The sequence below is a fragment of the Polynucleobacter sp. MWH-UH23A genome (genome assembly GCF_040409805.1).
Lineage (GTDB): Bacteria > Pseudomonadota > Gammaproteobacteria > Burkholderiales > Burkholderiaceae > Polynucleobacter.
Genome location: NZ_CP099572.1, coordinates 682,417 through 696,019 on the forward strand (window position 1 = coordinate 682,417; position 13,603 = coordinate 696,019).

The following is a 13,603-nucleotide window of genomic DNA, read 5'->3' on the forward strand; positions in this document are numbered from 1 at the left end:
AATTTACTCTCGATGGTAGGGGTGGCCTTGCAGAATGGTCCAGGCGCGATAGAGTTGTTCAACAAGGAGGACTCTTGCCATTGCATGAGGCATTGTTAAGCTAGATAGTCTCCACATGGCTTGTGCGTTCTTTTTGAGGTCGGCATCTAAGCCATCGGCACCGCCAATCAGGAATGTGATGTCAAAACCTTCTTGGCGCCAATTGGCCAATTGAGTAGCTAAGTTCTGTGTAGTTTGATCTTTGCCCCGCTCATCTAAAGCTATGATGCGTGACCCCTTTGGAATCGCCGCCATAATCTTTACGGCTTCTTTAGCAGGAGTGAGATCTGGTTTAATTTCTTTAATGTCAATACTGCAATCGGCGGGCATGCGTTTGATGTAATCCTGTGTTGCGGTAGCAACCCAGTCTGGCATTTTGTGACCAACAGAAACAATGTTTAAACGCATTGGCAGGATGCAAATTACTCTTCGTCAGGCTCGCTTGCTTTAACAAGACCTTTGTCACCAGCCAATTTCACACGCACGGGTTTGGCACCCCACATACCTTCCAGCTGATAGTAGGAGCGCAACATCGGTTGCAAAATATGTACTACGATATCGCCGCAATCCACCAATACCCATTCACCAGTCTCTAGGCCTTCAATCGAGATCACTTCGCCGCCTTTGGCATTCACCTCTTCTTTGACAGACATGGCCAAAGATCGAGTTTGGCGATTGCTTGAACCGGTCGCAATAATGACGCGATCAAATAGTTCGCTCAGTTTGGTGGTGTCATATACGCGGATATCTTGCGCCTTTACATCTTCTAAGGCATCAATGATCACGCGCTGTAATTTTTTTAAGTCCATATCGTTAATTATTCTACTGTTGTGTGCGATCTTAGCTTGATTACTGATACAAGCCTAAATTGTGAATGAGCTTGAGGGTTTGAGATGGAATGGCTTCAGCCTCAATCGAATTACGAGCAGTTTTAAGCTGTTCTCTCAGCTTGGTTGAAGAAAGATCTACTGCTAGTGTTTCATCAATATAGATGAGGCCAAATGCTTGGTTTTCAAGGGCACTCGGATCCATGGTTTGGTGATTGAGGAGCAATTCTTTTACTTTGGCGTTTCCATTTGTCTCGAGTTCATGATGGGGTCTGCTTGCCACAGCGAAATTCACATAATTTGGCAGCTCATTCCAAGAATTCCAGCTTGGGAGCGAATTTAGTGAATCGGCACCCATCAACCAAATGAGGCTGGCATCACTGCCAAATCGATCTCTTAATGCCTTGACAGTATCAATCGCATAACTTGGCCCTACGCGATCGATTTCAATTCGATCAATCCCAATTTGAGTCGGAATCTTCAGATACAGAAATGCTCTCGCTAGATCGATGCCAGCGGCCTCAGTTAATTGATAGCGAGTCTGCGCAGAAGTAATGCCGGTACCTTTTTGCCACGGCTCTCCGCTAGGCACAAATAACAGAGCGTCAAGATGAAAAAGTTTTGCAAAATGCGTTGCAAGCTTTAAATGACCTACATGAGGCGGGTCAAAGGTACCACCCAAAATACCGATGCGTTTACGAGAACTGATTTCTGTAGTGCTCAAGCTAACCAATCACGTGGTTTGAGGTAATAGTCATAGAGCTTGGCCTCGGGCGTGCCTGGCTCTGGATGCCAGTTGTAACGCCACTGCACCACTGGCGGCATCGACATCAAGATAGATTCAGTACGCCCACCAGAATGCAGACCAAAGATAGTGCCACGATCAAAGATGAGGTTGTATTCCACATAGCGACCACGGCGATATTCTTGGAATGACTTTTCTTCGGCAGTAAAAGAGTCTTTATAACGCCTCTCCACAATGGGTAGGTAGGCGTTGATAAACGCATCACCGACTGCGCGAGTCATTGCAAAGCTTTTCTCAAAACCTAACTCATTAAAGTCATCAAAAAATACACCGCCAATGCCACGGGGTTCTTCACGATGCTTTAAGTAAAAGTATTCATCGCACCATTTCTTAAAGCGAGGATAGAGCGAGTCTCCAAAAGGATCTAGTGCATCTTTAGCCGTTTGATGAAAGTGTCTGCAATCTTCATCAACGCCATAGTAAGGCGTTAAGTCAAAACCACCGCCAAACCACCACACAGGCTCCTTATCAGGTGCCCCAGCAATAAAGCAACGCACGTTCATGTGCGTAGTCGGCACTTTAGGGTTATTGGGGTGAAAGACTAAAGAGACCCCCATGGCCTCAAAGCTGCGACCAGCTACTTCTGGGCGGTGATGGGATGCAGAAGGGGGCATCTGATCACCACGAACGTGGGAGAAGCCCACGCCACCTTTTTCTAGAATATTGCCGCCATCTAGGATGCAGGTACGACCATATCCTTTGAGCTTGCCATCTTCAGGCTTATGCCATTCATCGGCAATAAAGGGTTTGCCATCGAGCGCACTCATCGCGCTAGTGATGCGCTCTTGTAGCCCAAGAAAATAATTCTTGAGGGCTGCTATATCAATTTGGGTTTGTTCTGCTGACAAAAGATCAAATCTCTATCTGAAGTTATTACTTAATAGCGCGGTAGCCAATATCTTTGCGGTATTGCATGCCATCAAACTGGATTTTGCTAATTGCGTCATAAGCTTTTTGCTGAGCACCTTTAACGGTATCTGCTAAACCAACAACACAAAGCACACGCCCGCCAGAGGTCACTACTTTGCCGTCTTGTAATTTAGTGCCGGCATGGAAGGTGATTTGATCATCGGTATCTGCTGGAATGCCGGTAATGACATCACCATTACGTGGGGTATCTGGATAGTTATGGGCTGCGAGCACTACTCCAAGTGCCGTGCGGCGATCCCATTCCAGTTCGACCTCATTTAACTTGCCATCAACGGCATGATCAAGAGCGTTTACAAGATCGCTACGCAAGCGAGCCATGATTGGTTGGGTTTCAGGGTCACCCATGCGGCAATTGAACTCAAGGGTTTTGATTTTTCCATCAGGCGTAATCATGAGTCCTGCATAGAGGAATCCCGTGTATGGCAGACCATCCGCCTCCATACCTTTAACCGTTGGCATGATTACTTCACGCAGGGCGCGCGCATGAATTTCAGGGCTAACTACGGGGGCAGGAGAGTAAGCCCCCATGCCGCCAGTATTTGGACCTTGGTCGGCGTCTAATAGACGCTTATGATCTTGACTGCTTGCTAGCGCAAGAACATTTTTTCCATCAACTAAAACAATGAAGCTAGCTTCTTCACCAGTGAGGAACTCTTCAATCACCACACGTGCGCCAGCATTGCCTAATTTGTTATCAGCTAAAATCATATCTACTGCTGCATGCGCCTCTTCAAGACTCATGGCAACAACCACGCCTTTGCCTGCCGCCAAACCATCGGCTTTAATTACGATCGGCGCGCCTTTAGCGTCAATATAAGCATGCGCTTCTAATGCGTTAGAGAATGTTTGGTAGTCAGCAGTTGGAATGCCATGACGTTTCATAAAAGCTTTAGAAAAGTCTTTTGAGGATTCCAGTTGGGCAGCTAATTGTGTAGGGCCAAAAATGCGTAAGCCATTGTTGCGAAATACATCCACAATGCCAGCTGCTAGTGGTGCCTCTGGGCCAACTACAGTGAGATGAATTTTTTCCCGTTTAGCAAAGTCAGCTAATTCTTGAAGGCCTGTAATCGGAAGATTTTTAATGCCAGCCGCAGTTTGCGTTGCGGTGGCTGTGCCACCATTACCTGGAGCCACATAAACAGTTTGCACCTGTGGTGATTGGGCCAACTTCCAAGCTAATGCGTGTTCACGTCCACCGGATCCAACAAGAAGAATTTTCATAATGGCGAAGATAAAAAAGAATAAATAAAGTTATAGAGCGAAGGTTATAAAGCGGCGTTCGTAAAAACTTCTTGCACATCATCTAGGTTCTCAAGCGCATCCAGCAACTTTTGCATGCTTTCGGCTTGTTCACCTTCGAGTGCGATCTCTGTTTCAGGACGCATTGCAATCGTAGCCAGCTCAGCTTTTAATCCTGCCTTGCTAATGGCATCTTGCACTTTCGGAAAATCAGGCACGGGTGTGAGTACCTCAAAAGACCCATCGTCATGGCTTATCACATCATCAGCACCAGCATCTAATGCAACTTCCATGAGTTGATCTTCATTTGTACCCGGTGCGAATAGCATTTGACCGCAATGCTTAAACAAGAAGGCAACAGAGCCTTCGGTGCCCATATTGCCGCCATTTTTATTAAAAGCGTGACGAACCTCAGCTACAGTGCGAGTGCGGTTATCTGTTAAACAGTCTACGATCACCGCTGCGCCATTAATGCCATAACCCTCATAACGGATTTCTTCATAGTTAACACCTTCTAATGAGCCAGTGCCGCGAGCTACTGCTCTTTGCACGTTGTCATTAGGCATATTGGCATCTTTTGCCTTATCGATGGCAAGTCGTAATCGGGGGTTAGTGGAGATATCACCACCGCCTAACTTAGCGGCGACAGTAATTTCCTTGATGAGCTTGGTCCAAATCTTGCCGCGTTTTTCGTCTTGACGTCCTTTGCGGTGCTGAATATTGGCCCATTTCGAATGGCCGGCCATACGGGTAAGTCCTTTACATTATTTGGCTATAAGACCCTATTTTAAGGGGATCTGAATGCAAGGTAGGGGGCTGGTAGGCAATTTTTGTTACACTCTCATGTCTTAACTGTAGCAATTTAGCTAATTAAGCAGAATTTCCACTGCAAACACCTGCCTCGGTGATGGAATTGGTAGACGTGCCGGACTCAAAATCCGGTGCCGCAAGGCGTGGCGGTTCGAGTCCGCCCCGAGGCACCAACTATTGAACTTAGTTCAAATCCAAGTTCTTCCAATAAGTGTTGTGAGCGACTGGATCTGCAATTAGATCTCGTAGGTATCCGCCTTTTCATTCAAAGCCTGCTCAACAATTTTCTTGGTGAGTGTTGGTGAGAATAATTCAATGAAGGTATACACAAAAGATCGCAGATAAGCACCTTGTTTAACGCCAATATGGGAGACGTTGTTTCCAAATAAGTGACCCACGTTAATCACTTTAAGATTGCGATCTCTGTCTGTGTCGTACGCGTGCCCAGCAACAATGCCTATTCCCATGCCCGCTTCAACGTAAGTCTTAATTACGTCAGCATCAATCGCTTCCAGAATAATGTCCGGTGTGATGCCACGCTGAGCAAATGCCGCATCAATTTTCGTTCGACCAGCAAAGGCTTTGTCATAGGTAATGATGGGATACTTTGCGATTTCTTCTAAAGTAACAGTAGATTGATTTAACAAAGGGTGACTGAGCGGAACCATGACAACGTGTTGCCATTGGTATCCAGGCAGGGCAAGTACTCCAGGCGTGTTTGCAATACCTTCGGTTGCAATTGCGATATCTGCACGATCATGGATGAGAAGTTCGGCAATTTGTCCAGGGCTACCTTGTTGAATGCTGACACGCACTTTTGGAAAGCGTTTAGTAAATTCTGTTAGTACCTTGGGTAATGCGTAGCGTGCTTGCGTATGCGTAGTCGCAATGACGAAGTTGCCTTGATCTTGACTGGCGAAATCTTTGCCAACGCGCTTCAAGGTTTCCACTTCATCCAGAATTCGCTCGATGGAAACCAGAATGCGCTTGCCAGGTTCGGTAAGCGAGCGAATACGTTTGCCGTGCCTGCGGAAAATTTCAACGCCGAGTTCATCCTCAAGTTCAATGATGGCTTTCGATACGCCAGGTTGTGAGGTGAAGAGGGCTTTAGCCGCTGCAGTCAAATTAAAGTTCTGACGAACGGCTTCCCGGACAAAGCGAAATTGATGCAAATTCATGGGGACAACTCCTATCTATATATCTACAAAGATATAGGAATCAAATTCTATATGAATTTTAGGTATTAGGCTTTAGAAACCCATCTCAGCGCTGCAAGGGCCAAGAAGAAATAGAGCATTGGAGGTATGAGGGCCGTCAAAAGCGCCGGCCATGCGCTTAGTAGCCCTACGTTGGAGAACAAGGAATTAAAGAGTTGGAAACTCATGCCCAGCATGATGCCGCCAAACACTTTGATGCCGACGCTGCCAGCGCGTACCTTGAGGTAAGCAAAGGGAAGAGCGAGAGCAAGCATCACGAAAATCGTGAGAGGGTAGATGACTTTTTTCCAGAAGGCGATAGCGTGGCGTTTTGCATCTTGTTTATTTTCTTGAAGGTGAGTAATAAAACGACCAAGGCTCACAATCGACATTTTTTCTGGACTGATTAACAGTACATTCAAAATTTGTGGTGTCACCTCAGACTCTAAGGTCAGAATTGGGTGAGTCAATGTTTGCGCACTAAACACGGGATTTAGCGGATCAGATTGTTTCGTTTCTTTAAAACGGGTCTCGGTTACATCATTGAGAACCCAAATGCCACTCTCATCAAAGTGTCCAGAGGGTGCGCTACGAATCGACAACAGATTGTAAGTATCGTTGAACTCATACATGCGAATGTTGCGAATCTCATTGTCTTTATCGACATTGCCCACGTTGACATAACGAACTCCAGGGCGTACGGGGCCACTACCATCTTCATCACGTAGGCGATCTTTAACCCAAACACCTGTCTTAAATTGCGATGAATAAGTAGCGCCCAATGCCTTCATCCGAATCTGCTCGGATTTATTCTCGGCATATGGGCCAGCCCATTCACTCATCATGAGTGTCAGTACGATCAGCGGAATAGAGATCTTGGTGAGCGCAATCAAGCCTCGTTTCACATCCAATCCCGCGATACGCAGGATGGTGAATTCAGATTGACTGGCCATCATCGCGAATACATAAATGCTGCCAATCAGACCTGCAATGGGAATGATTTCAGAAATACGGCCAGGCGCTTTTAATAAAACATGCAAAAGTGCTAGCGGTAGGGTGTAGCCGCCTTGTACCGATCCAAGTTCGCTCAGGATGTCAAAAAATAGAAATAGAGCTACTAATGCAAACAAGATAAAGCCAAACGCAATATAAATTTGCTTGGCTAAATAGCGTTCGTAAATGTAGGGAAAGAGCAATTTCATTATTTAACAAAAGCAGCAGGCAATTGACGGCGCCACCACTTCACGGAAGGATTAATACGGTTGCGAATCAATATTGTCGCGATCAACAACGCTAGCAAGTGAATAGGCCAGACGCCAACAAACACGCTGAACTTTCCTTGAGCTACAAAATTTTGGGTGAGATTTAGGAGGTTGCTGTAAATCAAATAGATGAGAACCGCATAAAACATGGCGGTGTAATTACCAAGACGGGGGTTGACATAGGCGAGTGGAATAGCAATTAACACCAAACCTAATGCCATGAGTGGCAAACCGATTCGCCATAGCAATTCTGCGCGGTTCGCATTGATTGCATTGGGGTTGCCATCGTTTAGTAGCTCAGAAATGGTTTTTTCTCTATCCCGAGGAGCCGGCGCTAGAGCCTCTTTGCTGCGAATCTTTGTGGTGTAGTCATTGAATTCCAGAATCCGAAAATCAGGCTCTGTAGGGTAGCCTTCATAACGACGTCCGTTGCGAAGTACGATAGATTTTTCTCCGCCCTCTGAGTTTTGAATGAATCCAGTAGAAGCAACAGCAATACTTAAGCGGCCATTCTTATTGTCTGCAACGAAAATATTCTTAACTTCACTCTTGTCGACATCAAGTTCTTCGATAAAGAAAACACGCTCCGCGCGAGCAGACTCCTTAAATTGACCTGCGCTTACCATCGATACATCATCTCGTTGTTGAAAACGTTGACTAATGAGGGTTGTTTCGCGATTAGCCCATGGCCAAACAAACAGCGCGAGTAGAGCGATCACAATGATGAGTGGTGTAGCAAATTGCAAAATCGGCCGAATTAAATTACTGATGCTCAGACCGCTCGCAAACCAAACAATCATTTCAGAGTCTTTGTACCAACGCACTAAGACAATGAGGGTGGCAACAAAAAGCGAAACGGTCAATAAAACAGCAAGGTAGCCCAAGGTGGCCAATGCGATTAGAACAATGGCATCCTCAGGGTTGACGGTGCCGTTAGCTGCATAACCTAAGATTCGAATTACTAGGGTGGTCACCATAATGGTTACCAGTACCAAAAAGACCCCACCAGTAGTAAAGCTAAGTTCACGGCGGAGGGCACTTTTAAAGATCATGGCTAGGGGGTTTGTCTGGGGGCTAAATAGGGCTTAGTGGGTTTGATTGCTTATCAGTAGGGGCAGACAAATTGGGTTAATCTCATGTCGGAGGATAATGGATAAACATCATAAATCTGAATCTTTAGACCCTAATCGACCTAAAACACGGTAATAAATAACGCAATTCATCATGACTATTCAATTAAGTACCGAGATTTTCCCTCAGGCAGACCTTCAGAACCCCAAAACTCTTAAATCCAGCCTAAAAACTCTGTTGGCTCAGGCAACGGATTGTTTGGTTTTGGCTTATTCGAAAATGGATTTAGATGGCTTTGCTGGAACAAAGGCTGCAAAAACAAAATCCGGCCTTTTGGCTGAGCTAGATATCTGTTTAGGCGGGGCTGTAAGCCACGCTCATGTATTGGGTGACCTGGATGATAAGCAAGCTTCTGTTTGTGTATTGAGAGCAGACAAGACATGGTCTGCAAATGCTATTAAGGCAAAACGTGTGCTGCTGATTTGTTTGGGTGATTTGCATGTGCCATCTGAGCGTAGTCTTCATGCCTACTCTAAAGTTGCTCGTGCAGGATTAAAAGCTTTAAGTGGCGGCTCAATTGAGAGTGCTATTTGGTTTGCTCCCAGCTTTACGCATTCAAAAGTAAACGAGGCAATTGCTCAAGAAGTACGGCTGACAATTCAGTATGCGGGTGATCAAGCTTATCGTTTTGGTGTGCGCCAACCCGCCATGAAATTTAAGGCTAAAGATAAAGCTGACACTTTCAAGCATTTGGTATTTGCGGGAAATGATGCTTGCGCAAAGGAGTTGAAGCTTGCTGTAGAGCAGGGTGGTGCGATGGTTGAAGGTATGAACCTTGCCAAGGATTTGGGTAACCTGCCGCCAAATGTGTGTACACCAACTTATCTTGGTAAAACCGCGCAAGGTCTAGCTAAAAAAGTAGGACTCAAAGTTGAAGTCTTTGGCCTTAAACAAATTCAGGCTTTAGGTATGGGGTCTTTCTTAGCTGTGGCGCAAGGATCAGAAACGCCGCCTCAATTTATTGTGTTGCGTCATCAAGGCGGTAAAACTGGTGAAGCACCAATTGTTTTGGTGGGTAAAGGTATTACTTTTGATACTGGTGGAATTTCATTAAAACCAGGCGAAGCCATGGATGAAATGAAATACGATATGTGTGGCGCCGCATCAGTCATTGGCACAATGTATTCCGTAGGCTTGATGAAATTGAAGAAGAATGTCATCGGCGTTATTCCGACCTGTGAAAATATGCCATCGGGCAAAGCAACACGTCCCGGTGATATTGTGAAAAGTATGTCTGGTCAGACAATTGAAATTCTCAATACTGATGCCGAAGGCCGTTTAATCCTGTGTGATGCGCTGACCTATGTTGAGCGCTTCAAACCTAAGGCAGTAATTGATATTGCTACCCTTACGGGGGCATGCGTGATCGCCTTAGGTCATGTGCATAGTGGTTTGTTCTCTGATGATGAAGATTTAGTCCATGCCATTACTAAGGCTGGTAAAGACTCTTTGGATACCGTGTGGAGATTGCCATTGGACGCTGCTTATCACGAGCAGTTGAAATCCAACTTTGCTGATGTAGCTAATATTGGCGGCCGTCCAGCTGGTAGCGTTACTGCAGCATGCTTTCTCTCACGCTTTGCTGAAAAATACAAATGGGCGCACTTGGATATCGCCGGCACCGCATGGAAGAGTGGGGCGGCTAAAGGATCTACCGGACGCCCTGTGCCATTGCTAGTGAATTTCTTGCTTGAGCAAAAATAAATCTAGTGACTATGGCAAGAATTGATTTTCACAGTAATGTGGCTGACAAACTGCAATATGCATGTCGTCTGACGCGCAAAATTTGGAGTGTGACACCAGAGGGTCAGCCAGTGCGCAACGTTGTGATTGTTGGTGAAAAATCCGATCTTAAAAAATTAGATGAATTACTTTGGTCATTTAGTAGTGCGGATTTTTTGCCACACTGTTTCATTGATGATGAAGCTGCTGCTGAAACCCCCATTGTTCTGAGCGACAGCTTTGCATCACCAGCGCTTGCCGCCATTCCTCATGCTGATGTCATGATTCATTTGGGTATGCGTATGCCTTCGGATGTTCCGGCTTTAGTAACGAGATTTCCACGTATTGTTGAGGTAGTAACAGTCAATGAGGCTGAGCGTCTAGCGGGGCGCGAGCGTTACAAGGCTTATCGTGAGCTTGGGCATGAGCTGCATAACTTTGACCAATCTCAATCTAAATAAAAACTAATCTTCATCCTTCATGTTGATTCATCCACAGTTTGATCCTGCCGCGATACGCATTGGCTCTTTTGCGATTCATTGGTATGGATTGATGTACCTCATGGCGTTTGCGCAATTCTTATTGCTCGGTCGTATGCGTATTCGGGCGCCGCGCTATCAAGCCTTGGGTTGGACTTATAAAGATTTAGAGGATTTGCTTTTTGCAGGCGTCTTGGGTGTAGTGATTGGCGGGCGCATTGGCTATACCTTGTTCTATATGCCTGGTTTTTATCTTTCACACCCATTGAATATTTTGAAAATCTGGGAAGGTGGCATGTCTTTTCATGGCGGACTCTTGGGCGTCTTACTGGCTTTACTTTGGTTCGCCAAAAAGAAGGGCACGCAATTTTTCGTTGTTAGCGATTTGGTTGCTCCTTTAGTGCCGTTTGGCCTAGCCTTTGGACGTTTGGGTAACTTTATTAATGGGGAACTTTGGGGTAGACCAACGGATTTGCCTTGGGCGATGATATTTCCTTTAGTGGATTCTGTACCACGTCACCCTTCACAAATTTATCAGTTATTAGGCGAGGGCATTTTGCTCGGAGTGGTCTTGTGGATTTATGCAAGCAAGCCAAGAAAAGTTGGGCAAATCTCTGGTTTATTTCTCTTGGGTTATGGCATATGTCGATTCTTAGCGGAATACGCTAGAGAGCCTGATGCATTTCTTGGTCTTTTAGGTCTAGGATTATCTATGGGTCAATGGCTTTGCGTGCCGATGATCATCTTTGGCATTTATCTGATGCAGCGCCAATCTACGTCTTCGGCCTCATAGAAAGATATTGAGATATCGGCATGGTGTATGAAGAGGTAACCCTTCGAAAGTTAGAAATTCTGTGTTCTTTCATACGTACTGGAAGCTTAGTAAAAACAGCCGAGGAACTGCAGTTAAGTTCAGTTAGTGTTCATAAGGCTTTGCATTCACTTGAAACCGCAATCGGTTGCCCCTTATTTATAAAAGAGGGTAGACAGTTAAAACCCTTGCCAGCCGCTCTTTACTTGGCAGAGGGCGGGTTTGATGTGCTTGAAGAACTCGATCGGGTACTTAAAAAGACTAGAGCCAAAGCTGGTATCGAGAGTAAGCAGATTCGATTGGGATCAATGTATTCTCTGACGGCCAATATCATTCCTCGAGTGATCATGGGAACCAAAATCAGGCGACCTGACTTAGATGTCGATCTTTACCTAGGTTCTAACGAAGATTTAATGAAGCGATTACACGCTGGCGAAGTAGATGCAATCGTCATTGCAGTACCGACAAATAATGAGCTTGATGGTATTGAAATCGTCCCATTGTTTGAAGATCAACTTTATTTGGCTTCTTCAAAAAATAGCAAGCCTACACAGGGAAGTATTGATCTATCAAATTATGAGCAAGAGAAATTTCTGACCTTGCAGGATGGCTTTGCTACGACTGCGGGTTTCTATGATGCCTTTAAACTTGCGGGTGTTAAGCCAAATGTGGTGATGAGGGTGAGTGACATCTTTACTTTGATGAATATGGTGTCAAATGATATGGGTCGCTCCTTATTGCCGGGAAGAGTAAGGGCGCTCATGGGAGACGCATTGGACTTCACCCCTTTAGAATCAAAATATCAGGTAATTCAGCGGATAGCGCTAATGTATCTTCAGGCTAATGAATCAAACCCCAATATTTTGGCCTTAGCTGCAGAAGCCCGCATGCTGCAACGCAAAATAAAATAGATTCTGAGTGGGTCACCACATTTCATTAACTAAAAGTTAATGAAAATAGACTTCGGTTAATTGATTCCACTTAGCAGCGGGAATACATTTCTAGTACTTCATTTAATTCTCTTGCTAGGTAAAGATCCATGCTGGAAAAGTTGGCAAAAGCTCGTTATTTTTCACGCGTAACTGGCGCAGTTAATCGACTCATCTCCGAAAGAGGGGAATCGAATGCTCTCAGCATGGCTGATGACGTATTTAACAACTATCGCAAACTGACGAAAGACCAGCATTTAAAGTTTTTCACATTCTTATTTGAAAAGCTCAACCCAGATCCAGCTGCTGTGATGACTGCAGCTCAAAACTTTGCTAGTGAGGCAAATGCACGCAACTATATTAAGTTGCAACGTGTTACTGAGCCACCCAGACAGGAATTATTCCGTCGCTTAAATCGCGCGACTAACGGTACCGCTGGTTTGGTTGCCATGCGTCGTGATTTGTTGCAGCTATTAGATAAACAACCAGAATTGACTGCTGTCGATTTTGATTTACGACATCTTTTATCTTCTTGGTTTAATCCTGGTTTTCTGAAGATGCATCGTGTCGATTGGAAATCGCCGGCAGAAGTATTGGAGAAGCTGATTCAGCACGAAGCTGTTCATGCGATTGATGGTTGGGATGATCTACGCAGACGTCTACAGCCTGATCGTCGTTGCTTTGCATTTTTCCATCCACAGTTACCCAACGAGCCCCTTATCTTCGTTGAAGTTGCATTACTCCCTGAAATTCCAGCGGTTATAACGCCTCTGGTAGATAAAAAAGCAGAAACTGTTCACCAGACGTCTCAATACAAAGTTGCTGCCTTCTATTCAATCAGTAACTGTGAGCCAGGATTGCGCGGCGTATCCATGGGTAATTTCTTGATCAAGCGTGTTGCTGAACAATTGCATTCCGAATTTCCTGGCATCAAAACTTTTGTTACGCTTTCTCCTATTCCTGGATTTATGGATTGGGTTGCAGATGGCGCTCACATCGGCGATGAGAAGGTCGGCGCTCAATTAAAGCCAGCAATCCGTCTAGCCAGAGAGCAGTCTTTGGAAGTATTAAATCTTGCTAATCGCTCATGGACTGAGCGGCTGAGTGCCGGATGGCATCCAGATAATGCGACAGAAAAAGAAAAATCTGCTTTGCTTTGTCTTGCTAGTATTTATTTAGCCTTGGGATCTGCCAGTAGAAATGGCAATCCGGTTGCTAAATTTCACTTAGGCAACGGCGCTAAGCTACACCAAATAAATTGGGCGGGAGATTTGTCGCGAAAAGGTCTAAGACAATCAGCGGCGTTAATGGTGAATTACTTATACGATTTATCTTCTGTTGAAGAAAATCATGAGCGCTTTACCCATGGAGAAATTGATTATTCCCGTGCGGTGGGGCGTTTAATGCAGATCTAGAGAGTATT

Annotated in this window: 13 protein-coding genes, 1 tRNA gene and 1 pseudogene; 6 read left to right on the top strand and 9 right to left on the bottom strand. The window is 45.2% G+C overall.

The features are described 5' to 3' along the window. Positions 1-3: 3 nt before the first annotated feature. The 6 genes and pseudogenes from rlmH to NHB35_RS03730 all read right to left on the bottom strand — a co-directional run bounded on the left by rlmH (position 4) and on the right by NHB35_RS03730 (position 4,586). The gene (rlmH, locus tag NHB35_RS03705) at positions 4-447 is read right to left on the bottom strand and encodes a 23S rRNA (pseudouridine(1915)-N(3))-methyltransferase RlmH (RefSeq protein ID WP_353433059.1); all 444 of its coding nucleotides are present in this window, start codon (positions 445-447) and stop codon (positions 4-6) included. Between the two features lie 17 nt (positions 448-464). Continuing rightward, a pseudogene (rsfS, locus tag NHB35_RS03710) lies at positions 465-848 on the bottom strand (ribosome silencing factor); the annotation flags it as partial. Positions 849-888: 40 nt separating this feature from the next. Continuing rightward, positions 889-1,590: a nicotinate (nicotinamide) nucleotide adenylyltransferase gene (gene nadD, locus NHB35_RS03715; RefSeq protein WP_353433060.1), complete on the bottom strand. Its 702-nt coding sequence runs from the start codon at positions 1,588-1,590 to the stop codon at positions 889-891. Continuing rightward, positions 1,587-2,498, bottom strand: coding sequence for an oxygen-dependent coproporphyrinogen oxidase (hemF, locus tag NHB35_RS03720; RefSeq protein WP_353433383.1), 912 nt, complete (start codon positions 2,496-2,498; stop codon positions 1,587-1,589). The genes nadD and hemF overlap by 4 nt, the downstream gene beginning before the upstream one ends. 46 nt (positions 2,499-2,544) lie before the next feature. Beyond that, positions 2,545-3,822 carry a phosphoribosylamine--glycine ligase gene (purD, locus tag NHB35_RS03725; protein WP_353433061.1) on the bottom strand — a complete coding sequence of 426 codons (1,278 nt, stop codon included), beginning with the start codon at positions 3,820-3,822 and terminating at the stop codon, positions 2,545-2,547. Positions 3,823-3,866: 44 nt separating this feature from the next. Then, entirely contained in the window at positions 3,867-4,586 is a 720-nt protein-coding gene (locus NHB35_RS03730; RefSeq protein ID WP_353433062.1) for a YebC/PmpR family DNA-binding transcriptional regulator, read from the bottom strand. A gap of 152 nt (positions 4,587-4,738) precedes the next feature. Here NHB35_RS03730 and NHB35_RS03735 point away from each other — a divergent pair. Further along, positions 4,739-4,823: transfer RNA gene (locus tag NHB35_RS03735), tRNA-Leu, on the top strand. A gap of 63 nt (positions 4,824-4,886) precedes the next feature. Here NHB35_RS03735 and NHB35_RS03740 read toward each other — a convergent pair. From NHB35_RS03740 to lptF, 3 genes are all read right to left on the bottom strand, one after another. Next, positions 4,887-5,828, bottom strand: coding sequence for a CysB family HTH-type transcriptional regulator (locus NHB35_RS03740; RefSeq protein ID WP_353433063.1), 942 nt, complete (start codon positions 5,826-5,828; stop codon positions 4,887-4,889). A gap of 65 nt (positions 5,829-5,893) precedes the next feature. Continuing rightward, positions 5,894-7,048 (bottom strand): LPS export ABC transporter permease LptG, encoded by a 1,155-nt coding sequence (gene lptG, locus NHB35_RS03745; RefSeq protein WP_353433064.1) that lies wholly within the window; start codon positions 7,046-7,048, stop codon positions 5,894-5,896. After that, the gene (gene lptF, locus NHB35_RS03750; RefSeq protein ID WP_353433065.1) at positions 7,048-8,160 is read right to left on the bottom strand and encodes an LPS export ABC transporter permease LptF; all 1,113 of its coding nucleotides are present in this window, start codon (positions 8,158-8,160) and stop codon (positions 7,048-7,050) included. Before lptF ends, lptG begins: the two co-directional genes overlap by 1 nt. Positions 8,161-8,332: 172 nt before the next feature. Here lptF and NHB35_RS03755 point away from each other — a divergent pair, with 172 nt between their 5' ends. From NHB35_RS03755 to NHB35_RS03775, 5 genes are all read left to right on the top strand, one after another. Next, on the top strand, positions 8,333-9,943 hold the full coding sequence (locus tag NHB35_RS03755; RefSeq protein ID WP_353433066.1) for a leucyl aminopeptidase: 1,611 nt from the start codon (positions 8,333-8,335) through the stop codon (positions 9,941-9,943). Positions 9,944-9,954: 11 nt separating this feature from the next. Next, positions 9,955-10,422, top strand: a complete 468-nt coding sequence (locus tag NHB35_RS03760) for a DNA polymerase III subunit chi (RefSeq protein WP_353433067.1) — start codon at positions 9,955-9,957, stop codon at positions 10,420-10,422. Between the two features lie 19 nt (positions 10,423-10,441). Beyond that, entirely contained in the window at positions 10,442-11,233 is a 792-nt protein-coding gene (lgt, locus tag NHB35_RS03765) for a prolipoprotein diacylglyceryl transferase (protein ID WP_353433068.1), read from the top strand. 20 nt (positions 11,234-11,253) lie between these two features. After that, positions 11,254-12,162, top strand: coding sequence for a LysR substrate-binding domain-containing protein (locus NHB35_RS03770; protein WP_353433069.1), 909 nt, complete (start codon positions 11,254-11,256; stop codon positions 12,160-12,162). 128 nt (positions 12,163-12,290) lie between these two features. After that, on the top strand, positions 12,291-13,595 hold the full coding sequence (locus NHB35_RS03775) for a malonyl-CoA decarboxylase (RefSeq protein ID WP_353433070.1): 1,305 nt from the start codon (positions 12,291-12,293) through the stop codon (positions 13,593-13,595). Positions 13,596-13,603 lie beyond the last annotated feature (8 nt).